Origin of the sequence: Pseudoduganella rhizocola, from assembly GCF_045984285.3 — a bacterium.
GTDB lineage: Bacteria > Pseudomonadota > Gammaproteobacteria > Burkholderiales > Burkholderiaceae_D > Rugamonas.
In genome coordinates this window covers 127161-149729 of the sequence record NZ_JBJQIK030000008.1, presented here as the reverse complement: position 1 = coordinate 149729, position 22569 = coordinate 127161, and the positions used below count along the sequence as shown (strand labels likewise).

Genomic DNA, 22569 nt, shown 5'->3' with positions numbered 1-22569 from the left:
TCCTCAGAAGGTGTAGCCGACCTGGGGCTGGACGTTTTCCAGCGTATCGAGCAGTTTCAGGAGAGGCTTGAGGTCGCGGTAGCGGCCGGCCGTCTTGCGCACGTATTCCATCACCGTCGGCAGGTCGCCCAGGTACATCGGCTTGTTGTCGCGGTAGTTCAGGCGGCAGAAGATGCCGAGGATTTTCAGGTGGCGCTGCAGCGCCATGTATTCGAAGTCCTTGTAGAAGTCATCGAAGTCCCTGTGCACCGGCAGGCCCACCGATCTGGCGTGCTGCCAGTAGCGGATTACCCAGTCCAGCACCAGTTCCTCGTCCCACGACACATAGGCGTCGCGCAGCAGCGAGGCCGCGTCGTAGGTGATCGGACCCCACACCGCGTCCTGGAAGTCGAGGATGCCGGGATTGTTCTCGTCCATCCACATCAGGTTGCGCGAATGGTAGTCGCGGTGCATGGTCACCTGCGGCTGCGCCAGGCAGTTGCCGATGATGGTGTCGAACACCTTGTTCAGGTCCGCGCTCTGGGCATCTGTCAGCGTGGTATTCAGGTGTTTCCCGATATACCACTCGGGGAAGATATTCAGCTCGCGCAGCATGAAGGCGCGGTCGAATTCGGGCAGCAGGCCGGGCTGGCTATGCTGCTGGATCTTCACCAGCGCCGACAGCGCCTCGGCATACAGGGCGGAGGCGTTATCGTGGTTCAGCGCCTGCAGATAGGTGGTGGTGCCCAGGTCGGACAGCAGCAGGAAGCCGCGCGGCACGTCGTCCGCTACAATCTTCGGCACCGACACGCCGGCAGCGGCCAGGATGCCGTCCACCTTGACGAAGGCCGGCACGTTCTCGCGCTCCGGCGGCGCATCCATCGCAATCAGGGTGGCGCCATGGGCGGCCTGGTGCTGCGGCAGCACGTCGATGCGGAAATAGCGGCGGAAACTGGCGTCGGCGGAGGCGGGACGGGCGGAATCGGCCAGCACCAGACCGGTGCTGTGTAGCCATTCTTTCAACTGGATCAGGCGAACATCGGCGGTGCCGGATGGTGAATTAGACAATAAAGACATGAAAACGGCCTGTGAAATCCGGTTGGTGGAGACAATTCTCATATAATAAGGGATTCCAATCAAAAATTCGCCTTCAATGGTGTTTCACGCGTTCTTTTCATGAGCTGGTTTTTGGCCCCCCAACACAAGCAACGCTGGGCATATGCCTTGACCGCACTGGCCGCCGCTTCGGCGCTGCCTTCCCACGCCCAGACCGTGCCGGCCGGCCAGCAGAAGCCGGGGCCGCGCGTGGAAGACCCGAACGCCCCCGTCACCATCCAGGCCGAGGAAATCAGCGGCCGCCCGGAACGCGAGCTGATTCTGAAGCGCGATGTGGAAATCGTGCGCGACAAGATGCGCGTGACCGCCGATGCCGCCTGCTACCGCAATGTGGAAGCGGAGATCGAGGCGAACAACAATGTGCGCATCTGGCGCTTCGGCGACTATTACACGGCCGACGAATTCAAGCTGAATACGGAAACCGGCGTCGGCTACATGCTGCGCCCGACCTACAAGCTGGAACTGAACAATGCGCAGGGCAAGGCGCAGCGCATCGACTTCCTGAACCAGGAAGAGGCGGTGGTGGTGGACGGCACCTACAGCACCTGCGAGGGCCCGAACCCGGACTGGTACCTGCGTTCCAGCACCCTGAACCTGGACACGGCGCGCGACCTGGGTACCGCCGGCGGCACCATCGTCTATTTCAAGGACGTGCCCATCATCGGCACGCCCGCGCTGTCCTTCTCGCTGTCCGGCGCGCGGCGCTCCGGCTGGCTGCCGCCGGTGCCGGGCTTCAGCTCGCGCGGCGCGGCCGAACTGACGGTGCCTTACTACTTCAATATCGCGCCCAACCGCGACCTCACGCTGTATCCGCGCTATATCTCGCGCCGCGGCCTGCAGCTGGGCGCCGTGGGCCGCTATATCGGCGAGACGGACGCGGGCAACTACTATGAAGGCCGCACCTTCATCGAGTACCTGCCGCATGACCGCAAGACGGACTCGGACCGCTGGCAAGTCACCTCCACCCATTCGCAGGCGCTGACCAGGGAATGGTCCTACGGCTGGAACGTGCGCGCCGCATCGGACGACAACTACCCGAACGACTTCTCGAAGACGGTGGCCAGCAGCGCCGAGCGCCAGCTGCTGCGCGAACTGCGCAGCGATTACCGCGGCGAGTTCTGGAGCCTGACCGCGCGCGTGCAGAAATACCAGGTGCTGCAGGATCCGGATTCGGTCACGGATCCCAGCCTGTTCGTTACCCGTCCCTACGACCGCCTGCCCGCGATTAACTTCCACGCCGCGCGCTACGACGTGGGCGGCTTCGACTGGCAGGTGGACAGCGAGCTGACCCGCTTCTGGCATCCGGACCTGATCCGCGGCAACCGCCTGGTGGTGCAGCCCCAGGTCAGCTATCCGATCATCGGCCCCAGCTTCTTCATCACGCCCAAGCTGATGATGAACGCCAGCGCCTACCAGCTGGAAGACGATCCGGCCACGCCCAACGAGGACGACCCGAAATCGCTGCGCCGCGCCGTGCCCACCTTCTCGCTCGATTCGGGCCTGGAGTTCGAGCGCGAGACCAGGCTGTTCGGCCGCAGCGTCACGCAGACGCTGGAGCCGCGCCTGTTCTACGTCTACACGCCTTACCGCGACCAGACCGCGTTCCCGAACTTCGACACGGCCGAATCCACCTTCAACTTCTCGCAGATCTTCAACGAGAACCGCTTCGTGGGTTCGGACCGCATCAGCGATGCCAACCAGCTGACGGCGGCCGTGGTGTCGCGCTTCCTGGAGCCGTCCGGCGCCGAGCGCCTGCGCCTGGCCTTCGGCCAGCGCTTCTACTTCAACGACCAGCGCGTGCAGCTGGACCCGAACGTGAAGCGCAACATCAGCCGCTCCGACTACCTGCTGGCCGCCAGCGGCCGCATTTCGGATACCTGGGCCGTGGACAGCGCCGTGCAGTACAATCCGGGTGACAGCCGCATCATCAGCTCGAACTTCAATGTGCAGTTCCAGCCGGGGCCGAAGAAGGTGTTCAATGCCGGCTACCGCTACCTGCGCGACAGTTTCCGCAATGCCGATTTTTCGACCCAGTGGCCGCTGTCACAGAAGTGGTTCGGCGTGAGCCGCCTGAGCTACTCGCTGCAGGACCACCGCGTGCTGGAAAGCCTGATCGGCCTGGAATACAACTGCGACTGCTGGGTGTTCCGCATGGGCGCCCAGCGTTTCGTCACTACCGCGAACAAGACCTCGACCCAGGTCTTCTTCCAGCTCGAACTGAACGGCCTGTCCAAGTTCGGCATCGGCAATCCGCTGGAGGTGCTGAAGAACAGCATTCCCGGCTATCAGCGCCTGAATGAGGGCTACCGCCGCTGATTCCGCGCTACACTACCCCTTTCACCGACACATGAGCGTCTCCGATATGCGTAATGCCAGTATGCACCCGATCAAACTTGCCGTAGTCCTGCTGTGCGCCCTGGGCGCGGGCAGCGCCGCCTTCGCGCAGAGCACCCCGCCGGCGCCGTCCGGCTTTACGCCGCCCGGCCAGTCGGCCAACCAGGAGATCGACTCGATTGCCGTGGTGGTCAATGACGATGTGATCACGCAGCGCGAGCTGCGCGAGCGGGTGCAGACCGTCATCAAGCGCATGCAGCAGCAGCAGGTGCAGCTGCCGTCCGCCGCCGACCTGCAGCGCCAGATCCTGGAACGCATGATCGTGGAACGCGCCCAGCTGCAATTGGCCAGGGAAATGGGCATCCGCGCCGACGACGCCATCGTCGACCGCGCCATCGCCCGCATCGCCGAGCAGCAGAAGATGAACCTGCAGCAGATGCGCAACCAGCTGGAGAAGGAGGGCACCTCCTTCGCCGCCTTCCGCGAGGAGATCCGCGAAGAGATCATCATGCAGCGCCTGCGCGAGAGCCAGGTGGACAACAAGATCCAGATTTCGGAAGCGGAAGTGGACAGCTTCCTGGCCACCCAGGAGGCGGCGGCCCAGGAGCAGTTCGAACTGAATATCGCGCAGATCTTCGTGCGCATCCCGGAGAACGCCACGCCGGAAGTCATCGCGCAGCGCCAGGCGCGCGCCGATGAGGTGATGCGCCAGCTGCGCACCGGCGCCGATTTCGCCAAGATGGCCGCCACCTATTCCGACGCGGCCGACGCGCTGCAGGGCGGCGCCGTGGGCTGGCGCCCGAGCGACCGCCTGCCGCCGCTGTTCGCCGACGCGCTGGGCAAGCTGAAACCGGGCCAGGTCACGCCGGCCATGAAGACCGTCAACGGCTTCTACATCCTGAAGCTGGTGGACAAGCGCAGCCTGGCCGAAGCCCAGGCCACCGCCGCCGTGCAGCAGACCCACGCGCGCCACATCCTGCTGCGCGTGACGCCGACCCAGACCGCGGCCGACGCCAAGCGCCGCCTGACGGACCTGAAGGAGCGCCTCGACAACAAGGCCGCCACCTTCGAGGAACTGGCGCGCCTGAATTCGCAGGACGGCTCGGCCGGCAAGGGCGGCGACCTGGGCTGGCTGTATCCGGGCGACACGCTGCCGGAATTCGAACAGGCCATGAATGCGCTGCAGCCGGGTGAGGTCAGCGGGATCGTCGAAACCAGCTTCGGCTACCACCTGATCCAGGTGCTGGAGCGCAAGAGCGACGACATGTCGAAAGAGAAGAAGCGCAACGAAGCCCGCCTGGCCCTGCGCGAGCGCAAGATGGTGGAGGCGGCCGACGAGTTCCAGCGCGAGACGCGCGACCGCGCCTACGTCGAGTACCGCAGCGAAGACCTCAAGTAAAGGCGGGCCGGCTTCATGCGCGCCACTTTGCAAGCACGGCGCCCTGGAGCGCGCCCCGCCGTTGCGGTCACCACCGGCGAGCCGGCCGGCATCGGCCCGGAGATCTCGCTGCGCGCGGCCTGGGCGCTGCGCCATGAGGTCAACGCCGTGCTGCTGGGCGACGCCGCCTTCCTCGCGATGACGGCGCAGCAGATCGATCCCGAAATCCGCGTCAGCGCGCTGTCGCTGCAGGCCGTGCGCAACAGCGGCCTGCCGCACTTCGGGCCGGAGCGCCTGTGCGTGATCGACCTTCCCCTCAGCGCCCATGTGCAGCCCGGCCATCTCGACAAGGAGAACGGCCGCGCCGTGCTGGCCACGCTGGATGCCGCCATCGAAGGCATCGGCGCCGGCTGGTTCGAGGCCGTGGCCACCGCGCCGCTGCAGAAGAGCACCATCAACGACGCCGGCATCGCCTTCTCCGGCCACACCGAATATTTCGCCGGCCGCACCGGCACCCCGCGCGTGGTGATGATGCTGGCCGGCCAGCCGCATGCGCCGCAGGACGCGCCGCCGCTGCGCGTGGCGCTGGCCACCACCCACCTGCCGCTGAAGGACGTCGCGGCCGCCATCACGCAGGACAGCCTGGCGCAGATCCTGGACATCATCCACGCCGACCTGCGCGCCAAATTCGGCATCGCCGCGCCGCGCATCCTGGTGGCGGGCCTGAACCCGCATGCGGGCGAGAACGGCTACCTGGGGCGCGAGGAGATCGAGGTGATCGAACCGGCGCTGGCCGCGGCGCGCGCGCGCGGCATCGATGCGCGCGGCCCCTATCCGGCCGACACCCTGTTCCAGCCCAGATACCTGCGGGACGCCGACTGCGTGCTGGCCATGTACCACGACCAGGGCCTGCCGGTGCTGAAATACGCCACCTTCGGGCGCGGCGTCAACATCACGCTCGGCCTGCCGCTGGTGCGCAGCTCGGTGGACCACGGCACGGCGCTCGACTTGGCCGCGCGCGGCCTGGGCCTGGCCGACAGCAGCAGCATGGAGGAAGCCATCCGCAGCGCCCTGCGCATGGCCGATGCCGTCCGCAACCAACCATAGAACACAGCATGAAACACATTGCCCGCAAACGCTTCGGCCAGAACTTCCTGCAGGACGACAGCATCCTGAACGACATCATCAGCGCGATTAATCCGGCGCCGGACGATGCCATGGTCGAAATCGGCCCCGGCCTGGCGGCCATGACCGACCTGCTGCTGCAGACGGTCAAACAGATGCATGTGGTGGAGCTGGACCGCGACCTGGTGGCGCGCCTGGAAAAGCGCTACCCGCGCGAACGCCTGGTGATCCATTCGGCCGACGCGCTGAAATTCGATTTCGCCGGCATCCCGGTGGCGCAAGGGAAGAAGCTGCGCGTGGTGGGCAACCTGCCCTACAACATCTCCAGCCCCCTGCTGTTCCACCTGGCGCAGATTGCGCCGCTGGTGCAGGACCAGCATTTCATGCTGCAGAAGGAAGTGGTGGAGCGCATGGTGGCCGAGCCGGGCAGCAAGGCCTACGGCCGCCTGTCGGTGATGCTGCAATGGCGCTACCGCATGGCGCTGATGTTCATCGTGCCGCCGGAAGCCTTCGACCCGCCGCCGAAGGTGGATTCGGCCATCGTGCGCATGATCCCCATCGAGCAGCCGCTGGAATGCGACGCCGCCGCGCTGGAAAAAGTGGTGCAGCAGGCCTTCTCGCAGCGCCGCAAGGTCCTCCGCAACACCCTGGGCGGCATGTTCACGGAAGCCCAGCTGCGCGACGCCGGCATCGACCCCACCGCCCGCGCCGAAACCATCCCCCTCGAAGCCTACGTGGCCCTCGCCCGGAAATTGGGGACAGACGGGGGCGCCGAGCCCCTGATCATTTAAAAAATAGGGTCTGTCCCCATTTTTCAGGCAAAAAAAAGCCGGCTCTGGGAGCCGGCTAAATCCAATTCTCAGAAAGAAGTGGAGGAGACGGGAGTGATTATGCGGCACTGCCGCATATTGTTCCAATTTATTTTATGGATGCCCGTCATTTCCACCGTGAATATCAGGCGGGCACGCAGGTGATCACGATATTGGCGCGGTTGGCGTCGCCCATCACGTCGGTGCCGTTGGCGATCGTGCAGCGCAGGCCGGCCGGCTGGGTCAGCACCGTCAGGCCGTAGGCCACGCCCACCGGAATCGCTTCCGGATAGGCAAAGGTGGTGGCGCCCTTGACCAGGGTCAGGCCGGTGCCGTTGCTGCCGTTGATGATGACCAGGCCGTCCGCCGTCAGGCCGCTGATCGTGCCGCTCAGCGAATAGGTGTTCTGCGCGCAGCTCACCAGCACATTGATCGCCGTGGTGTGGCCGGCCGAGCCGATGCCGCTGCCGCCCACCGTGCCGCAGGTCATGTGCTCCGGCTGGGTCTTGACCGTCACATGGTATTCGGTGCCGTAGCTGATGGTGTTGGGGAAGGTGAAGCGGCTGGCGCCGGCCGGCACGCTGACGGTGTCGCCGCCGTTCTGCAGCACCAGGCCGCTGTTCGGCACCCCGGTTTCATTGCCGTTGCCGTCGATGAACACGCCGTTGATGGCGAAACTGGCTTTGCCGCCGCAGGCGGCGAGCGCCAGCACGGTGCCCAGGGCGCCGGCGGCGAGGAAGTACTTGGCTTTCATTCAGGTCTCCAGGTCAGGGGCGGGTCAGGCGGCGGGCTGGCAGCTGACGGCGACCGTCAGCACGTCGCCCGAGGGCATGGTGCCGCTGGCGTTGGCCACGGTGCACACCTGGCCGGCCGGTTGCGCCAGCACCGTGACGCCGTAGTTGGCGCCGTCGAACACCGGGGTGGTGAAGCGGAAGCTGGTGCTGCCCTTGAGCACGCCGGCCGTGCTGGCGCCATTGGCCAGCACCAGGCCGTCCGCCGTCAGGCCGCTGATGCTGCCGCCCAGCTGGTAGCTGTCGGTGGTGCAGCGCACCACCACCTGCTGCGTGTTGTAGTAGTTGGCCTTGCCGCTGCCGTTCTCGATCTTGCATTCGCTGGCGGTGGCGTCGGTCTTGATCTGGACGTCGAAGTTGGCGTCCGGGGCGATCAGGTTGGGGAAATAGAAGCTGCTGGCGCCGGCGCCGATTTCCACCGTCTGGTCGCCATTGCGCAGCACCAGGCCCGGTTTGCTCAGGCCCACGACCGAGCCGCCCAGCAGCAGATTGCCATTGCCATCGCCGCCGCCACAGGCGCTCAGCACGGCGGCGCACAGCAGGCCGCTGCCCGCCCGCACAAACATACTCTTCATATTGAACTCTATCTCCACAATCAGGGCCATTGCCGCCGCGCGGCACGGAATCGGCGCCTATTTTAGTGCATTTGGCAAGCATCAGGACGATTAATCCTTGTAACAGCTTGTGACCGCCCGCCATGCGACAATGGCGCCATGCGCCCCCAAGCCATCCTGTTCGACCTGGACGATACCCTGTGGCCGATCGCCCCCGTGATCGCCGCCGCCGAGACCAGCCTGCATGCCTGGCTGGCCAGCCATGCGCCGCGCGTGGCGGCGGCCTTCGATATCGCGGCCCTGCGCGCGCGCCGCCTGGCCCTGCTGCAGGACGCGCCGCAGCTGGCGCACGACCTGGCCACCCTGCGCCGGCGCGGACTGGAGCAGGCGTTTGCCCACGCCGGCGAAGATGCGGCCCATATCGAGGGCGCAATGGCGCATTTCCTGGCCGCGCGCAATGCCGTGCAGCCCTATGACGACGTGCTGCCCGGCCTGCTGCACCTGGGCCAGCGCCTGGCGCTGGGCACCATCACCAACGGCAACGCGGACCTTGAAGTTGTCGGCCTGGCCCACCATTTCAAGGTATCGCTGGCCGCCGCCCGCTTCGGGCGCGGCAAGCCGGATCCGGCCATCTTCCGCGCCGCCTGCGAGGCGCTGGGGGTGGCCCCGGCGGCGGCGGTCTATGTGGGCGACGACCTGGAGCTGGATGTGCGCGGCGCCCAGCAGGCCGGCCTGCGCGCCGTGTGGATGAACCGCAGCGGCAGCGACGCCCACCTGGCGGCCGGCGTGCAGCCGGATGCCATCGTCGGCAGTTTTACCGAACTCATTGCGTGGATGGAACAACAATTGGCCAATTGAGGCCCCGGCCCGGCGCGGGCCGTGCATAATAGGCGGAAAGTGCTTGATCTCATTATGCAACTCGATACACGTGCCCAAACCCTACTGAAAGCGCTGGTGGAGCGCTATATTGCCGACGGCCAGCCGGTCGGCTCCCGCGCGCTGTCCAAGATCTCCGGCCTCGACCTGTCGCCGGCCACCATCCGCAATATCATGGCCGACCTGGAGGAGCTGGGTTATGTGGCCAGCCCCCATACCTCGGCCGGCCGGGTGCCCACGCCGCGCGGCTACCGCATCTTCGTCGATACCCTGCTGACGGTGCAGCCGCTGGACGAGCGCGCCGTCGAGTCGCGCCTGCAGGCCCAGGCCCAGCCGCCGCAGAAGCTGATCGCCAATGCGGCGCAGATGCTGTCCTCGCTGTCCCAGTTCGCCGGCGTGGTGATGACGCCGCGCCATGAGTCGGCCTTCCAGCAGATCGAGTTTTTACGCCTGGGCGAGAAGCGCATCCTGCTCGTCATCGTGGCGCCCGGCGGCGATGTGCAGAACCGCCTGCTGCTGACCGATGTCGATTATTCGCCGGCCCAGCTGCAGCAGTCGGCCAATTTCATCAACCAGCATTACAGCGGCCTGTCCTTCGAGCAGGTGCGCGGCCGCCTGCAGCAGGAGGTGGCCCAGCTGCGCGACGATATGGGGCGCCTGATGCAGGCCGCGGTGGAGGCGGGCAGCGCCGCCATGGCCGAAAGCAGCGAGGAGGTGGTGATCGCCGGCGAGCGCAACCTGCTGTCGGTCAACGAGCTGTCCTCGAATATGAGCTCGCTGCGCGCGATGTTCGACCTGTTCGAGCAGAAAACCGGGCTGATGCAGCTGCTCGACGTGTCGAGCAAGGCCTCCGGCGTGCAGATCTACATCGGCGGCGAGTCGACCCTGGTGCCGCTGGACGAGATGAGCGTGGTCACCGCGCCCTATATGCAGAACGGCCGCATCGTCGGCACCCTGGGCGTGATCGGGCCGACCCGCATGGCCTACGAGCGGGTGATCCCGATTGTCGATATTACATCGCGGCTGCTGTCGAACGCCCTGAGCCAGAACTAAATAAATGGGGACAGACCCGGATTATACGGTTCGTATAATCCGGGTCTGTCCCCATTTATTTTAGCGGTGCGGGCAGTTGGTCTTGACGCAGTTGCCGTAGATGGCCAGCGCGTGCTCGGCGATCTTGAAGCCGCGCTCGGTGGCGATGCGCTGCTGGCGCTGCTCGATGTCTTCGTCGATGAACTCTTCCACCCGGCCGCAGTCCAGGCACACCAGGTGGTCGTGGTGCGAGCCTTCGTTCAGCTCGAAAATCGCCTTGCCGCTCTCGAAATGGTTGCGGTTCAGCAGGCCGGCCTGCTCGAACTGCGTCAGCACGCGGTAGACGGTGGCCAAGCCCACGTCCATATTGTCGGCCAGCAGGATCTTGTAGACGTCTTCCGCCGTCAGGTGGCGCACTGGGCTGCTCTGGAAAATGTCGAGGATTTTCAGGCGCGGCAGGGTCGCCTTCAGGCCGCTCGCCTTCAGGTCGGTAGGGCTGTTACTCATGTTTGGTGTCGTTTGGGGCTGGAGTGCTTTATGATATAGCGTTTTGGCACTTCTGCTCAATCCGAATTGAGGTCTTTTATGCGCTTCACCCCATTGTTGTCGTTGAAACGGGTTCCGGCCCTCGGCCTGCTGGGCCTGGTCCTGGCCACCACCGGCTGCGCCAGCCGCACCGTGCTCGGCCCGCAGGAGGGCGGCCACCCGGCCGACGCCGCCGCCCTCGACCCGTCCAAAGGCGCCCAGACCAGCACCGTGACCCAGCTGCAGAAGTTCATGTGGTTCTTCTCGCCCTACCGCCCGGATATCCAGCAGGGCAACTTCGTGTCCCAGGAAATGCTGGCCAAGCTGAAGGAGGGCATGACGCGCGAGCAGGTCAGCTTCGTGCTCGGCACCCCGCTGCTGGCCGATATCTTCCACGCCGAGCGCTGGGACTACCCCTTCCGCATGGCCAAGGGCAACGGCGAGCTGACCGTGTCCACCGTGGTGGTCTATTTCGACAAGGACGGCAAGGTGGCGCGCTGGGAAGGCGGCAACCTGCCGACCGAACAGGAATACATCGCCCGCATCGCCGGCCCGGTCAAGCAGTTCGCCAAGGAGCAGAAGCGGGCCGCCGAGAACACCATGGGCGACAGCAAGGCGCCGCTGCCGGCCGGCACCGACAGCTCGGCCGCCCGCCCGGTCGAGGTTACGCCGCCGATCAAACAATAAGGCAGCCATGGCACTCAATATTGCAATTGCCGGCGCCAGCGGGCGCATGGGCCGCATGCTGATCGAAGCCGTGCTGCAGGCCGATGATCTGCGCCTGTCCGGCGCCCTGGACCGCGCCGGCTCGCCGGCGCTGGGCAGCGATCCGGCCGCCTTCCTCGGCCAGTCCTCCGGCGTGGCCATCGTGGCCGATTTCGCGCAAGGCCTGCAGGGCGCCGATGTGCTGATCGACTTCACCCGGCCGGAAGGCACGCTGGAGCACCTGGCCTGGTGCGCCCAGCACGGCATCAAGATGGTGATCGGCACCACCGGCTTCGACGCGGCCGGCAAGGCCGCCATCGGCGCCGCCGCGCAAAAGACCGCCATCATGTTCGCGCCGAATATGAGCGTGGGCGTCAACGTCACGCTCAAGCTGCTGGAGTTCGCCGCCAAAAGCCTGGCCACCGGCTACGACATCGAAATCATCGAGGCCCACCACCGCCACAAGGTGGATGCGCCGTCCGGCACCGCGCTCAAGATGGGTGAAGTGATCGCCGGCGCGCTGGGCCGCAACCTGGACGACTGCGCCGTCTATGCGCGCGAAGGCGTGACCGGCGAGCGCGACCCGTCCTCGATCGGCTTTGCCACCATCCGCGGCGGCGATATCGTGGGCGACCATACGGTGCTGTTCGCCGGCACCGGCGAGCGCATCGAAATCAGCCACAAGTCCAGCAGCCGCGTGACCTATGCCCACGGCTCGCTGCGCGCGGCGCGCTTCCTGGCCGACAAGCCGAACGGCCTGTACGACATGTACGACGTGCTGGGGCTGAACGGCTGATGGAGCACTTCAGCTTCGCCAGCTACTGGGAACGGGGCGATGCGATCAGCCATGCGGTGGCGTGGCTGCTGCTGGCGATGTCGCTGGCGAGCTGGTTCTTCATCCTGGCCAAAGGCTACACCGCGTGGCGCGTGCGGCGTGCGGCGCGCGTGGTGCAGGCCTTCTGGGATGCGCCCGCGCTGCAGGACGGCGTGGCCGTCGTTGCAGCGGGCGACGCGGAAGGCATCTACACGGAGCTGGTGCGCGCTGCGGCGCTGCACGCCGCGGCCCACGGCACGGCCGGCGGCGCAGGCGTGCCGGCGGCTGGCGCTGGCGTTGCGGGCGCGGCCGGTGGCGCTGGCGCTGCGTCCATGCCCATTGCTGGCGCTGGTAGCGCCGCGGCGGCTGGCCGCAGCACGCTGGGCGCCGACGTGGGCCGCGCCGAACAGGCCACGCGCCTGCTGCGCGACGCGATCCACCGTTCGACCACGCGGCTGGAAAGCGGCCTGACCCTGCTGGCCTCGATCGCCTCCACCGCACCCTTCGTCGGCCTGCTGGGCACCGTGTGGGGCATCTACCACGCGCTGGCGGCGGTGTCGTCCAGCGGCACGGTGCAGATCGACAAGGTGGCGGGCCCGGTGGGCGAAGCGCTGATCATGACCGGCGTCGGCCTGATGGTGGCGATTCCCGCCGTGCTGGCCTACAACGGCTTCAACCGCATCAACCGCCTTACGCTGAGCGAGCTTGATGCCTTCGCCCACGACCTGCATGCCTGGCTGACGCGCGGGGACTGAAATGGCTTTCGGCGCCTTCAACCACCACCGGCAGAAAGAGGCCATGGCCGACATCAACGTCACGCCGATGGTGGACGTGATGCTGGTGCTGCTGGTGATCTTCATCATCAGCGCGCCCATGTTCACCAACGCCGTGCGGCTGGACCTGCCGAAAGCCCAGGCCGCCGCCGCGCCGCAGCAGCAGGACAGCATCGCCATCGCGATCGACGCCGCCGGCACCATTTACTGGAACAACAGCCCGCTGCAGGCGGGCGAACTGGATGAACGCCTGGCCGCAGCGGCGCAGCGCGAGCCGCAGCCCGAACTGCAGCTGCGCGCCGACCGCGACACGCGCTACGAAGTGGTGGCGCAGCTGATGGCGGCGGCCCAGGGCCGCGGCCTGAACCGCCTGGTGTTCGTCACCGACCCCAAGGAAAGCAAATAATGGCCACCGCAAGCATCAATGGCGCGGCAATCCGCGACGAGGCCACCTTCTTCGCCGCCAGCCGCGCGGCGCTCGGCCTGCCCGAATACGTGACCAGCATCGACAGCTGGATCGACGCCCTCAGCTACCTGCGCGATACCGAGGGCATGACGCAGTTCCGCCTGAAACCGAACGAGGTGCTGGAACTGGTGATCGAGCAGGCGGAAGCGATGCGCGCCGCCGTGCCCGAACTGCTGGAGGAAATCGTCTTCTGCGTGGGCGGCATCAACGAGCGCTACGAGGACTACGGCGAAAAGCCGGCCCTCAAGCTGGTGCTGCGCTAGGCTCTCAAGCCGCCTGCTCGCCGGGCGCCAGGGTCAGCACCTCGAAGCCGCTGTCGGTAACAGCCACCATATGCTCCCATTGCGCGGACAGCGAACGGTCCGCCGTCACCACGGTCCAGCCGTCCGGCAGGGCGCGCGTGTGGTGCTTGCCGGCGTTGATCATCGGCTCGATGGTGAAGATCATGCCCGGCTGCAGCGTCAGGCCCTGGCCCTTGCGGCCGTAATGCAGCACCTGCGGATCCTCGTGGTAGACCATGCCGATGCCGTGGCCGCAATAATCGCGCACCACGCTGTAGCCCGCATTCTCGGCCAGCATCTGGATCGCATGCCCCACATCGCCCAGCGTGGCGCCCGGCTTCACGGCGCGGATACCGGCCCACATGGCGTCATAGGTCACTTCGCACAGGCGCTTCGCCGCCTTGCCGGGATTGCCCGCGTAGTACATGCGGCTGGTGTCGCCGAACCAGCCGTCCTTGATCACGGCCACGTCGATGTTGATGATGTCGCCGTCCTTCAGCACCTTCTTCGGCGTGGGAATGCCGTGGCACACCACCTCGTTGACCGAGGTGCAGATGGTTTTCGTGAAGCCGCCGTAACCCACATTCGCCGGGATCACCTGCAGCTCCTTGACGATGAAGTCGTGGCAGATCCGGTCCAGGTCTTCCGTGCTCACGCCCGGCTTCACGTGCGGGCCGATCATGTCCAGCACGCGCGAGGCCAGCTGGGCCGCCACGCGCGACTGCGCCACCTGCTCCGGCGATTTGACCAGGATGGCGTTGCTGTTCTTCTTACGCATTCTGCAGCGCCTCCACCTCGACACTGCCCAGCCTCAGCGGCCCGCCGCCGCCGCCGATCTCGCCGCGCAGCAGCAGCTGGCACAGCTCGCTGTAGCGCAGGTCGGGATTGGTTTCGGCCAGCAGGCCGATACGGAGCCAGTGCTCGGCCTGGGCATTGATCGAGCGGCTCAGCGCGCCGCTCGCAATGCGCAGGTTCTCATGCATCTGGTCGGAAATTTTTACGATGCCCATTTCTTCATGCCTTTATACGGTTTGTATATAAACCGTATATTAGCATGACTCAGCGTACCGCTTGCAAGTCGAAATGCGGATTCTGGATCAGGCCCAGCACATTGCCGAATGGATCGGCCAGCTCGGCCACGCGGATGCCGTCGCCCACGTCCTGGATCGCGGTGTGAGTGCTTGCTCCGAGCGCGAGGATGCGCTGCACCTCGCTTTCGATATCGTCCACGCCCCAGTAGACTTGCGTGCCGGCCTTGCCCGGCTCGCCGTCCGGCACCAGGCCCAGCTCGAAGCCGCCGACCGCGAAGCCCACATAAAACGGCTGGTCGAAATAGGGCGGGACGCCCGCCACCTCGGCATACCAGGCTTTGGCCGCCGCCAGGTCGTTGACGGGATACAGCGCAGTGCGCAGGCCTTTGATCATGATCTTCCTCCTTGTTCTTGAGAGCCGCATCTTCGCATGGCGCGCGCGGCGCCGATTGGAAAAATGGAAAGCGTCTTCAGTGGTCGAGGAACACCTGCTCCGGCATGCAGTCGGTTTCGCGCCGTCCGGGCTGGTTCCAGGCGCGGCGCTCGCCCCAGCGCTTTTGGCTGGCCTGCTTCGGGGGCGGGGCGGGCGGGAGTTTGATTGCGGGTTCGGCGGCGATAGGCGTTGCGGGCGCCACTGCTGCTGCGTCCAGCGGTGGCGTGGCGGCCTGGCGCCGCAGCACCGCTGCCGGAATCCATTTGGGCGCGCCGGGCAGCAGAACGCTGATCAGCTCCCAGGCGTTGCGGTTCGCGCCTACGCAGTAGCGCACGTATTCGTTCGGGGAGACTGGGCGGCCGTCGTAAACCAGCTCGTCACCGATCACCTCGGCGTGGCCATGTTCGTGGCGCAGCCATACGCGCAAGCGGCTGCCATCAGGCAGGAAAAGCTGCTTCCAGCGATAGCCGCGCAGCGGGGCGCCAGCTTTGCCGTGCTGTTCGCGTGCCTTTGACAGCCAGGCGCGCAAGGCCTGGTCGGCGGCCGCAGCGGGGTGAAGGGGGCTGCCGGATTCGCGCAGGTAGTCCAGCAGCTGGTACATGGTGTCCGGGTGTATGGACAGGCCCGTCGTCTCAAACATGCTCAAATCTCCTCTCTTTTCCTCTCAAACCGGCCATTTTTCTCTCAAATTGGGCCCTTTTGTTAGAGTTGGACAATTTGAGAGGAAAAAGGTTCAAAAGAGAGAAAAAGAGAGCTCATTTGAGAGGATTTGAGAGCGGACTGAACAAGGCCCGGGGCGCGGGTGGCAAAACGGGCCTCTCAAATCCTCTCAAATGCCCTCTCAAATCCTCTCAAATCGGCCTTTTTCCTCTCAAATTGCCACCTGTTATGAAAACGGGTCAATTTGAGAGAAAAAAGGTCAAAAAGAGAGAAAAAGAGACCCAGTTTGAGAGGTTTTGAGAGAAGGCTGGGAAAGCACTGCCCCACCCTCAATAGCGTGGCGGGGACAGGAATTGTTCCGGCGTAGTGGCGGCGAAGTCGCGGAAATCGCGGATCAGGTGGGACTGGTCGAAATAGCCGCAATCAAGGGCGAGGGCAGCCCAATCGACCGCATGCTGGCTGCGCGCCTTTTCGGCAGCGCGGCGGAAGCGCGTGATGCGTGCGAACAGTTTAGGCGACAGGCCCACCTGCTCGCGGAACTGCACAGCGAGGTGCTGGCGCGAGACGCGCAGCTCGTCCGCGAGCGACTCCACGCGCAGCGCGCCGCCGCAAGCCTCAATGCGCGCCACAGCGGCCCGTGCCAGCAGCGACCCGTCCACCGCAGCGAGCCGCGCCACCGGCGAACCGCGAACCGTCCCGACTCGCGCCGGCAGCGAGCCAGACATCCGCGCCATGAACCGTTCGACCAGCGCCCGCTCAATCAGGTTGAGCCGCTCCCGGTCGGACAGCTCGCGCTCCCACAAATCACCCTGCAAGCGCTCCGCGCATGAGCGGCCCCACAAGTCCGCCAGGTCCGCGCGGCCATCGGTGAGTGTGGCGAGCGGCAGGCCAAAAAAACCGCGCGCCGCGCCCGGGCGGAAGCGCACGGCCACGGTCCGCACCGGTCCGGAGCTGGCCACGAAGATGGCGCTGCTCATCATGCCGACCGCAAAGGCCGAAGCGCCGCTGTCCTGCCACAGGATATCGACGCAGTTATCGGGCAGTACACGATGCATAAATGGCAAGGCCCCCGGCGCCGGGCGGACGTGGGAAGTCCAGAGGCAGGCCACATGCGGGGCCAGGGCGGGGCAGGGCGGATATTCGCGATAGAGCATCATGGCGTGAACCAGTATAATGATCGGTTCATATCCATTCCACTCTTATACCAACATCCGCATCCCATCATGCAAGACAAATATAGTCACGCCGACGTAGAAAAAGCAGCCCAGGCCCACTGGAAGGCCATCGACGCCTACAAGGCCGTCGAAAACGACCCGCGTTTCCCGAAAGGGAAGTACTACGCCTGCTCGATGCTGCCTTACCCGTCGGGCAAGCTGCACATGGGCCACGTGCGCAACTATACGATCAATGACGTGATGTACCGCTACCTGCGGATGAACGGCTACAACGTGCTGATGCCGATGGGCTGGGACGCCTTCGGCATGCCGGCCGAGAATGCGGCGATGGCGAACAATGTGCCGCCGGCGCAGTGGACCTATTCGAACATCGCCCATATGCGCCAGCAGATGGAGATGATGGGCCTGGCCATCGACTGGTCGCGCGAGATGACGGCCTGCAAGCCGGAGTACTACAAGTGGAACCAGTGGATGTTCCTCAAGATGCTGGAGAAGGGCATCATCTACAAGAAGACCGGCACCGTGAACTGGGACCCGGTGGACCAGACCGTGCTGGCCAATGAGCAGGTGGTGGATGGCCGCGGCTGGCGTTCGGGCGCGGTGATCGAGAAGCGCGAGATCCCGATGTACTACGCGCGCATCACCGACTACGCGGAAGACCTGCTGGACTATGTGGACAACAAGCTGCCCGGCTGGCCGGAGCGGGTGCGCATCATGCAGTCGAACTGGATCGGCAAATCGACCGGCGTGCGCTTCGCCTTCCCGCACAGCATTGCGGGTGCGGACGGCCAGCTGATCGGCGACGGCAAGATGTATGTGTTCACCACCCGTCCCGACACCATCATGGGCGTGACCTTCTGCGCGGTGGCGGCCGAGCATCCGCTGGCCACGCATGCGGCGCAGAACAATCCGGCGCTGCAGGCCTTCATCGCCGAGTGCAAGCAGGGTTCCGTGATCGAGGCCGACATGGCGACGATGGAGAAGAAGGGCATGCCGACCGGCCTGTTCGTCACCCATCCGCTGACCGGCGCGCAGGTGGAAGTCTGGGTCGGCAACTATGTGCTGATCACCTATGGCGACGGCGCCGTGATGGGCGTGCCGGCGCATGACGAGCGCGATTTCGCCTTTGCCAAAAAATATAATCTGCCGATCAAGCAGGTGATCACGGCCGAAGGCAAGGAGTACAGCACGGACGCCTGGCAGGAATGGTATGGCGACAAGGACATCTCGGTGGTGACCAACTCCGGCAAGTACGATGGCCTGCGCTACGCCGAAGCCGTCGATGCGGTGGCGGCCGACCTGGCGGCCAAGGGCCTGGGCGAGAAGAAGATCACCTTCCGCCTGCGCGACTGGGGCATTTCGCGCCAGCGCTACTGGGGCACGCCGATCCCGATGATCAATTGCGCCGACTGCGGCTCGGTGCCGGTGCCGGAGAAAGACCTGCCGGTGGTGCTGCCGGAAGACTGCGTGCCGGACGGCTCGGGCAATCCGCTGAACAAGCATGAAGCCTTCCTCAAGTGCGACTGCCCGCAGTGCGGCAAGCCGGCGCGCCGTGAGACCGACACGATGGACACCTTCGTCGATTCGTCCTGGTACTACATGCGCTATACCTCGCCGGGCGCGGACACCATGGTGGACCAGCGCAACGACTACTGGATGCCGATGGACCAGTACATCGGCGGCATCGAGCACGCCGTGCTGCACCTGCTGTACGCCCGCTTCTGGACGCGCGTGATGCGCGACTTCGGCCTGGTCGATTTCAAGGAGCCCTTCGTCAACCTGCTGACGCAGGGCATGGTGCTGAACGAAACCTATTACCGTGAAGACGCTGCTGGCAAGAAGGTCTGGTACAACCCGGCCGACGTGGAGCTGACCACCGACGACAAGGGCCGCCCGGTCTCGGCGCTGCTGAAGGAAGACGGGCAGCCGGTGCTGATCGGCGGCACCGAGAAGATGTCGAAGTCGAAGAACAACGGCATCGACCCGCAGGCCCAGATCGAGCAGTACGGCGCCGACACCGCGCGCCTGTTCACCATGTTCGCCTCGCCGCCGGAGCAGACGCTGGAATGGTCGGGCAGCGGCGTGGAAGGCGCCAACCGCTTCCTGCGCCGCGTGTGGGCCTTCGGCTACGCGCAGCGCGAGCGCATTGCCGCCGCCGGCGCCGCGCTGACGGCGTCCGCTTCCACCGATGCGGCCAGGACGCTGCGCCGCGAGCTGCACAAGGTGCTGCAGCAGGCCGACTACGACCTGAAGCGCATCCAGTACAACACCGTGGTATCGGCCTGCATGAAGATGCTGAACACGCTGGAATCGGCCAAGCTGGATGACAGCGCGGAGTCCTCCGCGGTGCTGTCCGAAGGCTTCGCCATCTTCCTGCGCCTGCTGAACCCCGTGGCGCCGCACATCACGCACGTGCTGTGGCAGGAGCTTGGTTATGGCGGCGACATCCTGGACGCGGCCTGGCCGCAGGTCGATCCGGCCGCGCTGGAGCAGAGCGAGATCGAGCTGATGATCCAGGTGAACGGCAAGCTGCGCGGCTCCGTGAAGGTGGCGAAGGATGCCGACAAGGCCAGTATCGAGGCGGCCGCGCTGGCCGAAGAGGGCGTGCAGAAATTCATCGAGGGCACGCCGAAGAAGGTCATCGTGGTGCCGGGCAAGCTGGTCAACATCGTCGTATAAGGGGCGTCGCATGGCGGGGATTTCGATGGGCGGTATCGGCGCGGTCGGCCGGATGGGCAGGATGGTCCGCGTGGCAAGGGCGGCGCTGCTGTGCGCGGCGCTCGCCGGCAGCGTGACGGCCTGCGGCTTCCACCTGCGCGGCTCGGGCGGCAACTACACGCTGCCGTTCCGCGCCATGTACATCGGGCTGCCGGAATCGTCGCCGCTGGCGATCGACCTGAAACGCAATATCCGCGTCAACGGCCACACCGCCGTGGTCAGCGAAATGAAGTATGCGGACGGCGTGGTGGAAGTGATCACCGATCCGGAAAAAACGCGCAGCAAGACCATCCTGTCGCTGAACAGCAATGGCCGGGTGCGCGAGTACCTGCTCAGCTATAACATCGTGTTCCGCGTGAAGGACAAGGCCGGCAACGAGCTGCTGGCGCCGACCCAGATCACCCTGACGCGCCCGATCACCTTCAATGAAACCCAGCTGCTGGCCAAGGAGCAGGAAGAGGCGCTGCTGTACAAGGACATGCAGACCGACCTGGTGCAGCAGATGATGCGGCGCATGGCGGCCATCAAGCTGACGGCCACGCCGGCCAGCAATGCGGCGCCGGTGGCGCCTTCGCTGCCGGGCGTGCCGGTGATGCCGTCGGCGGCGCCGACCCCGCAGTCCACCGAGCCCACCGGGCCGGCGCTGCCGGTGGTGCCGGCCAAATAAGGAGCGCCATGCAACTGCGGGCCGAAGCGCTGGACGGCCACCTGGCCAAACCCCTGTCGCCGCTGTACGTGATCACCAGCGACGAGCACCTGCTCGCGCTGGAAGCGGCCGACAAGATCCGGCGCGCCGCGCGCGCCCAGGGCTATACGGAGCGCGACGTGCTGACGGTGGAGCGCAGCTTCAAGTGGGGCGAGCTGCTGGCCGCGAACCAGGCGCTGTCCCTGTTCGGCGACAAGAAGCTGATCGAGCTGCGCATCCCGACCGGCAAGCCGGGCAAGGACGGCGGCGCCGCGCTGCAAAGCTATGTGAAGGACCTGAGCCCGGACAACCTGACGCTGATTACCTTGCCCAAGCTGGACTGGCAGACCGCGAAGGCGGCCTGGGTCGGCGCGCTGCAGCAGGCCGCGGTGTACATCGAAATTCCCAACGTCGAGCGCGCGCAGCTGCCGAACTGGATCTCGCTGCGCCTCGCGCAGCAGGAACAGAGCGCCGACCGGCAAAGCCTGGATTTCATTGCCGACCGGGTCGAGGGCAACCTGCTGGCGGCGCATCAGGAGATCCAGAAACTGGGCCTGCTGCACCCGCCCGGCAAGCTGAGTTACGAGCAGGTGCATGACGCGGTGCTGAACGTGGCGCGCTACGACGTGTTCAAGCTGAGTGAGGCCATGCTGGCCGGCGACCCGGCGCGCCTGGTGCGCATGCTGGAAGGCCTGAAGGGCGAAGGAGAGGCGCTGCCGCTGGTGCTGTGGGCGGTCTCCGAAGAATTGCGCACGCTGCTAAAATTAAAGGCAGGCATGGCGCAGGGCCGGCCGCTGGGCGCACTGCTCAAGGAGCACCGCATCTGGGGCCCGCGCGAGCGGATGATGGAACCGGCGCTGCGGCGCCTGACGCAGGGCGCGCTGGAAGCGGCGCTGCAGCAGGCCGCGCAGGTCGACAAGATGGTCAAGGGCCTGCGCGCCAAAGCCTTTGCCGGCGATGCATGGGACGCCATGCTGCACCTGGCGCTGAACGTGGCAAGAGGATAAAGATGAACACCCCGACGGACAAGACGCCCGATGTGGCGCAGTATATGCAGCAGCTGGGCCAACGCGCCCGCGCCGCTTCGCGCGCCATGGCGCGCGCCGACAGCGCCACGCGCAACCGCGCGCTGCTGCTGATCGCCGACGCCATCGAGCGCGACGCCGCGCTGCTGCGCGCGGCCAACCAGCAGGACCTGGACGCGGCGCGCGCCAACGGCCTGGCGCCGGCCATGCTGGACCGCCTCGCGCTGAGCGACAAGGCGATCGGCACCATGGTCGAGGGCCTGCGCCAGATCGTCGCGCTGCCGGATCCGATCGGCGAAATCAGCGGCCTCAAATTCCGCCCCACCGGCATCCAGGTCGGGCAGATGCGGGTGCCGCTGGGCGTGATCGGCATCATCTACGAAGCGCGTCCCAACGTCACGGTGGACGCGGCCGGCCTGTGCATCAAGAGCGGCAACGCCACCATCCTGCGCGGCGGTTCGGAGGCGATCCACTGCAACCGCGCGCTGGCGCAGATCGTGAAAGCCGGGCTGGTGGCGGCCGGGCTGCCGGAAGACGGCGTGCAGGTGGTGGACACCACCGACCGCGCTGCCGTCGGCGCCCTGATCACCATGCCGGAATATGTGGACGTGATCGTGCCGCGCGGCGGCAAGAGCCTGATCGCGCGCCTGATGGCCGAGGCCACGGTGCCGATGATCAAGCACCTGGACGGCATCTGCCATGTGTACATCGACGCCAAGGCCGACCCGCAGAAAGCGCTGGACATCGCCTTCAACGCCAAATGCCACCGCTACGGCACCTGCAACACCATGGAAACGCTGCTGGTGGCGCGCGCCATTGCGCCGTCCATCCTGCCGCCGCTGGCGCAGCTGTACGCCACGCAGCAGGTCGAGCTGCGCTGCGACGACGCGGCCTACGGCATCCTGGCGGCCGAAGGCTATGCCCACCTGGCGCACGCCACGGAAGAAGACTGGGCCACCGAATACCTGGCGCCGGTGCTGGCGGTGCGCGTGGTGGACGATATGGACGCGGCGATGGACCACATCAGCCAGTGGTCGTCCAAGCACACGGAAGCCATCGTCACCGAAGACCACAGCGCGGCCATGCGCTTCCTGCGCGAAGTCGATTCGGCCAGCGTGATGGTGAACGCCTCGACGCGCTTCGCGGACGGCTTCGAATACGGGCTGGGCGCCGAAATCGGCATCAGCAACGACAAGCTGCACGCGCGCGGGCCGGTGGGGCTGGAAGGCCTGACCTCCCTCAAGTACGTGGTGTTCGGCCACGGCGAAGTACGTCAATAAGACG

Annotated in this window: 23 protein-coding genes and 1 pseudogene; 15 read left to right on the top strand and 9 right to left on the bottom strand. The window is 65.9% G+C overall.

The features are described 5' to 3' along the window. Window positions 1–3: 3 nt before the first annotated feature. Window positions 4–1056: an aminoglycoside phosphotransferase family protein gene (locus ACJRPG_RS18050; RefSeq protein ID WP_408001485.1), complete on the bottom strand. Its 1053-nt coding sequence runs from the start codon at window positions 1054–1056 to the stop codon at window positions 4–6. A 99-nt stretch (window positions 1057–1155) separates the two neighbouring features. On the opposite strand from ACJRPG_RS18050, the gene ACJRPG_RS18045 reads away from it, so the two are divergent. The 4 genes from ACJRPG_RS18045 to rsmA are packed head-to-tail and all read left to right on the top strand — an operon-like array spanning window position 1156 to window position 6723. Then, window positions 1156–3411 carry an LPS-assembly protein LptD gene (locus ACJRPG_RS18045; protein ID WP_408001484.1) on the top strand — a complete coding sequence of 752 codons (2256 nt, stop codon included), beginning with the start codon at window positions 1156–1158 and terminating at the stop codon, window positions 3409–3411. 46 nt (window positions 3412–3457) lie between these two features. After that, a complete protein-coding gene (locus tag ACJRPG_RS18040) occupies window positions 3458–4828 on the top strand; it encodes a peptidylprolyl isomerase (RefSeq protein ID WP_408001483.1) in 1371 nt (456 codons plus the stop codon). 15 nt (window positions 4829–4843) lie between these two features. Beyond that, a complete protein-coding gene (gene pdxA / locus ACJRPG_RS18035; RefSeq protein ID WP_408001482.1) occupies window positions 4844–5914 on the top strand; it encodes a 4-hydroxythreonine-4-phosphate dehydrogenase PdxA in 1071 nt (356 codons plus the stop codon). Between the two features lie 8 nt (window positions 5915–5922). Further along, window positions 5923–6723 (top strand): 16S rRNA (adenine(1518)-N(6)/adenine(1519)-N(6))-dimethyltransferase RsmA, encoded by an 801-nt coding sequence (gene rsmA / locus ACJRPG_RS18030; protein WP_408001481.1) that lies wholly within the window; start codon window positions 5923–5925, stop codon window positions 6721–6723. Between the two features lie 163 nt (window positions 6724–6886). Here rsmA and ACJRPG_RS18025 read toward each other — a convergent pair whose 3' ends face one another. Beyond that, window positions 6887–7495 (bottom strand): hypothetical protein, encoded by a 609-nt coding sequence (locus tag ACJRPG_RS18025; protein ID WP_408001480.1) that lies wholly within the window; start codon window positions 7493–7495, stop codon window positions 6887–6889. Window positions 7496–7519: 24 nt separating this feature from the next. After that, entirely contained in the window at window positions 7520–8107 is a 588-nt protein-coding gene (locus ACJRPG_RS18020) for a hypothetical protein (RefSeq protein ID WP_408001479.1), read from the bottom strand. A gap of 138 nt (window positions 8108–8245) precedes the next feature. Between ACJRPG_RS18020 and ACJRPG_RS18015 the strand changes: the two genes are divergently transcribed. After that, window positions 8246–8944 (top strand): HAD family hydrolase, encoded by a 699-nt coding sequence (locus tag ACJRPG_RS18015; RefSeq protein WP_408001478.1) that lies wholly within the window; start codon window positions 8246–8248, stop codon window positions 8942–8944. Window positions 8945–8998: 54 nt separating this feature from the next. Continuing rightward, the gene (hrcA, locus tag ACJRPG_RS18010) at window positions 8999–10015 is read left to right on the top strand and encodes a heat-inducible transcriptional repressor HrcA (protein ID WP_408001477.1); all 1017 of its coding nucleotides are present in this window, start codon (window positions 8999–9001) and stop codon (window positions 10013–10015) included. A 60-nt stretch (window positions 10016–10075) separates the two neighbouring features. Here hrcA and fur read toward each other — a convergent pair whose 3' ends face one another. Then, window positions 10076–10501: a ferric iron uptake transcriptional regulator gene (fur, locus tag ACJRPG_RS18005; protein WP_408001476.1), complete on the bottom strand. Its 426-nt coding sequence runs from the start codon at window positions 10499–10501 to the stop codon at window positions 10076–10078. Window positions 10502–10579: 78 nt separating this feature from the next. Here fur and ACJRPG_RS18000 point away from each other — a divergent pair, with 78 nt between their 5' ends. From ACJRPG_RS18000 to ACJRPG_RS17980, 5 genes are read left to right on the top strand one after another with little or no spacing between them, the layout of a single operon-like run. Beyond that, a complete protein-coding gene (locus ACJRPG_RS18000; protein WP_408001475.1) occupies window positions 10580–11206 on the top strand; it encodes an outer membrane protein assembly factor BamE in 627 nt (208 codons plus the stop codon). A 7-nt stretch (window positions 11207–11213) separates the two neighbouring features. Further along, a complete protein-coding gene (gene dapB / locus ACJRPG_RS17995) occupies window positions 11214–12020 on the top strand; it encodes a 4-hydroxy-tetrahydrodipicolinate reductase (protein ID WP_408001474.1) in 807 nt (268 codons plus the stop codon). After that, the gene (locus ACJRPG_RS17990; RefSeq protein ID WP_408001599.1) at window positions 12017–12793 is read left to right on the top strand and encodes a MotA/TolQ/ExbB proton channel family protein; all 777 of its coding nucleotides are present in this window, start codon (window positions 12017–12019) and stop codon (window positions 12791–12793) included. The genes dapB and ACJRPG_RS17990 overlap by 4 nt, the downstream gene beginning before the upstream one ends. A 1-nt stretch (window position 12794) precedes the next feature. Beyond that, on the top strand, window positions 12795–13217 hold the full coding sequence (locus ACJRPG_RS17985) for an ExbD/TolR family protein (RefSeq protein ID WP_408001473.1): 423 nt from the start codon (window positions 12795–12797) through the stop codon (window positions 13215–13217). Beyond that, window positions 13217–13540, top strand: a complete 324-nt coding sequence (locus tag ACJRPG_RS17980; protein WP_408001472.1) for a barstar family protein — start codon at window positions 13217–13219, stop codon at window positions 13538–13540. The genes ACJRPG_RS17985 and ACJRPG_RS17980 overlap by 1 nt, the downstream gene beginning before the upstream one ends. 4 nt (window positions 13541–13544) lie before the next feature. On the opposite strand, the gene map is transcribed toward ACJRPG_RS17980, so the two are convergent. From map to ACJRPG_RS17955, 5 genes and pseudogenes are all read right to left on the bottom strand, one after another. Further along, window positions 13545–14336: a type I methionyl aminopeptidase gene (map, locus tag ACJRPG_RS17975; protein WP_408001471.1), complete on the bottom strand. Its 792-nt coding sequence runs from the start codon at window positions 14334–14336 to the stop codon at window positions 13545–13547. Window positions 14337–14382: 46 nt separating this feature from the next. Beyond that, window positions 14383–14568 (bottom strand): annotated as a pseudogene (locus ACJRPG_RS17970) (ParD-like family protein); the annotation flags it as partial. 49 nt (window positions 14569–14617) lie between these two features. Then, window positions 14618–14983 carry a VOC family protein gene (locus tag ACJRPG_RS17965; protein WP_408001470.1) on the bottom strand — a complete coding sequence of 122 codons (366 nt, stop codon included), beginning with the start codon at window positions 14981–14983 and terminating at the stop codon, window positions 14618–14620. 76 nt (window positions 14984–15059) lie between these two features. Continuing rightward, complete coding sequence (locus tag ACJRPG_RS17960; protein ID WP_408001469.1) at window positions 15060–15662, bottom strand: hypothetical protein; 603 nt, start codon at window positions 15660–15662, stop codon at window positions 15060–15062. Window positions 15663–16011: 349 nt separating this feature from the next. Beyond that, on the bottom strand, window positions 16012–16836 hold the full coding sequence (locus ACJRPG_RS17955; protein ID WP_408001598.1) for a DUF6597 domain-containing transcriptional factor: 825 nt from the start codon (window positions 16834–16836) through the stop codon (window positions 16012–16014). A 69-nt stretch (window positions 16837–16905) separates the two neighbouring features. Here ACJRPG_RS17955 and leuS point away from each other — a divergent pair, with 69 nt between their 5' ends. Genes leuS through ACJRPG_RS17935 form a run of 4 tightly spaced genes read left to right on the top strand, consistent with a single transcriptional unit; the run spans window position 16906 to window position 22565 of the window. Further along, a complete protein-coding gene (gene leuS / locus ACJRPG_RS17950; protein ID WP_408001468.1) occupies window positions 16906–19536 on the top strand; it encodes a leucine--tRNA ligase in 2631 nt (876 codons plus the stop codon). A 10-nt stretch (window positions 19537–19546) separates the two neighbouring features. Further along, window positions 19547–20242, top strand: a complete 696-nt coding sequence (locus ACJRPG_RS17945; protein ID WP_408001467.1) for an LPS-assembly lipoprotein LptE — start codon at window positions 19547–19549, stop codon at window positions 20240–20242. Between the two features lie 8 nt (window positions 20243–20250). Continuing rightward, the gene (holA, locus tag ACJRPG_RS17940) at window positions 20251–21267 is read left to right on the top strand and encodes a DNA polymerase III subunit delta (RefSeq protein ID WP_408001466.1); all 1017 of its coding nucleotides are present in this window, start codon (window positions 20251–20253) and stop codon (window positions 21265–21267) included. 2 nt (window positions 21268–21269) lie between these two features. Continuing rightward, window positions 21270–22565 carry a glutamate-5-semialdehyde dehydrogenase gene (locus ACJRPG_RS17935; protein ID WP_408001465.1) on the top strand — a complete coding sequence of 432 codons (1296 nt, stop codon included), beginning with the start codon at window positions 21270–21272 and terminating at the stop codon, window positions 22563–22565. Window positions 22566–22569 lie beyond the last annotated feature (4 nt).

What these genes read in the sequence shown, in the direction of transcription:
- ACJRPG_RS18050 (WP_408001485.1), bottom strand. Translation starts at nt 1,056, where the DNA reads ATGTCTTTATTGTCTAATTCACCATCCGGCACCGCCGATGTTCGCCTG.
- ACJRPG_RS18045 (WP_408001484.1), top strand. Translation starts at nt 1,156, where the DNA reads ATGAGCTGGTTTTTGGCCCCCCAACACAAGCAACGCTGGGCATATGCC.
- ACJRPG_RS18040 (WP_408001483.1), top strand. Translation starts at nt 3,458, where the DNA reads ATGCGTAATGCCAGTATGCACCCGATCAAACTTGCCGTAGTCCTGCTG.
- pdxA (WP_408001482.1), top strand. Translation starts at nt 4,844, where the DNA reads ATGCGCGCCACTTTGCAAGCACGGCGCCCTGGAGCGCGCCCCGCCGTT.
- rsmA (WP_408001481.1), top strand. Translation starts at nt 5,923, where the DNA reads ATGAAACACATTGCCCGCAAACGCTTCGGCCAGAACTTCCTGCAGGAC.
- ACJRPG_RS18025 (WP_408001480.1), bottom strand. Translation starts at nt 7,495, where the DNA reads ATGAAAGCCAAGTACTTCCTCGCCGCCGGCGCCCTGGGCACCGTGCTG.
- ACJRPG_RS18020 (WP_408001479.1), bottom strand. Translation starts at nt 8,107, where the DNA reads ATGAAGAGTATGTTTGTGCGGGCGGGCAGCGGCCTGCTGTGCGCCGCC.
- ACJRPG_RS18015 (WP_408001478.1), top strand. Translation starts at nt 8,246, where the DNA reads ATGCGCCCCCAAGCCATCCTGTTCGACCTGGACGATACCCTGTGGCCG.
- hrcA (WP_408001477.1), top strand. Translation starts at nt 8,999, where the DNA reads ATGCAACTCGATACACGTGCCCAAACCCTACTGAAAGCGCTGGTGGAG.
- fur (WP_408001476.1), bottom strand. Translation starts at nt 10,501, where the DNA reads ATGAGTAACAGCCCTACCGACCTGAAGGCGAGCGGCCTGAAGGCGACC.
- ACJRPG_RS18000 (WP_408001475.1), top strand. Translation starts at nt 10,580, where the DNA reads ATGCGCTTCACCCCATTGTTGTCGTTGAAACGGGTTCCGGCCCTCGGC.
- dapB (WP_408001474.1), top strand. Translation starts at nt 11,214, where the DNA reads ATGGCACTCAATATTGCAATTGCCGGCGCCAGCGGGCGCATGGGCCGC.
- ACJRPG_RS17985 (WP_408001473.1), top strand. Translation starts at nt 12,795, where the DNA reads ATGGCTTTCGGCGCCTTCAACCACCACCGGCAGAAAGAGGCCATGGCC.
- ACJRPG_RS17980 (WP_408001472.1), top strand. Translation starts at nt 13,217, where the DNA reads ATGGCCACCGCAAGCATCAATGGCGCGGCAATCCGCGACGAGGCCACC.
- map (WP_408001471.1), bottom strand. Translation starts at nt 14,336, where the DNA reads ATGCGTAAGAAGAACAGCAACGCCATCCTGGTCAAATCGCCGGAGCAG.
- ACJRPG_RS17965 (WP_408001470.1), bottom strand. Translation starts at nt 14,983, where the DNA reads ATGATCAAAGGCCTGCGCACTGCGCTGTATCCCGTCAACGACCTGGCG.
- ACJRPG_RS17960 (WP_408001469.1), bottom strand. Translation starts at nt 15,662, where the DNA reads ATGTTTGAGACGACGGGCCTGTCCATACACCCGGACACCATGTACCAG.
- ACJRPG_RS17955 (WP_408001598.1), bottom strand. Translation starts at nt 16,836, where the DNA reads ATGCTCTATCGCGAATATCCGCCCTGCCCCGCCCTGGCCCCGCATGTG.
- leuS (WP_408001468.1), top strand. Translation starts at nt 16,906, where the DNA reads ATGCAAGACAAATATAGTCACGCCGACGTAGAAAAAGCAGCCCAGGCC.
- ACJRPG_RS17945 (WP_408001467.1), top strand. Translation starts at nt 19,547, where the DNA reads ATGGCGGGGATTTCGATGGGCGGTATCGGCGCGGTCGGCCGGATGGGC.
- holA (WP_408001466.1), top strand. Translation starts at nt 20,251, where the DNA reads ATGCAACTGCGGGCCGAAGCGCTGGACGGCCACCTGGCCAAACCCCTG.
- ACJRPG_RS17935 (WP_408001465.1), top strand. Translation starts at nt 21,270, where the DNA reads ATGAACACCCCGACGGACAAGACGCCCGATGTGGCGCAGTATATGCAG.